Raw genomic sequence first — 293 nt, 5'->3', positions numbered from 1 at the left:
TTTAAAAGAAAAGTGGTGCAGGAGTCATTAGACTCACACGGTACCGTTAAAATGACCGCTAATAAATACGGTATTCATCCCGATATGCTGTCAAGTTGGAGAAGTAAAATGACCTCAAGAAAAGAGCTTAAGCCACTTAAAAACCATGGTCCAGAAAAGTCATATAATGTAGTGGCATAGTTAATTTGGCCACCCATTAAGAAAGAAATGTTATGCTAATAAGCATACAAATTTGGGTGAAAAAATGACGAAATTAAAACGCGCAACGTATTCTGCGGCAATCAAGTTAGAAA

At 36.5% G+C, this 293-nt stretch carries 1 protein-coding gene; it reads left to right on the top strand.

Going from position 1 to position 293, the window contains the following annotated elements; translation table 11 throughout:
- Nucleotides 1-180, top strand: a 180-nt coding sequence (locus PSI06_RS21240) for a transposase (protein WP_273605078.1), incomplete at its 5' end; no start/stop codon positions are given.
- Between the last annotated feature and the right edge of the window lie 113 nt (nucleotides 181-293).

The organism is Pseudoalteromonas sp. GABNS16E, from assembly GCF_028598715.1.
Classification (GTDB): Bacteria; Pseudomonadota; Gammaproteobacteria; order Enterobacterales; family Alteromonadaceae; genus Pseudoalteromonas; species Pseudoalteromonas atlantica.
Note: the sequence above shows the minus strand (reverse complement) of the source record. Positions and strands in the feature narration are given on the sequence as shown.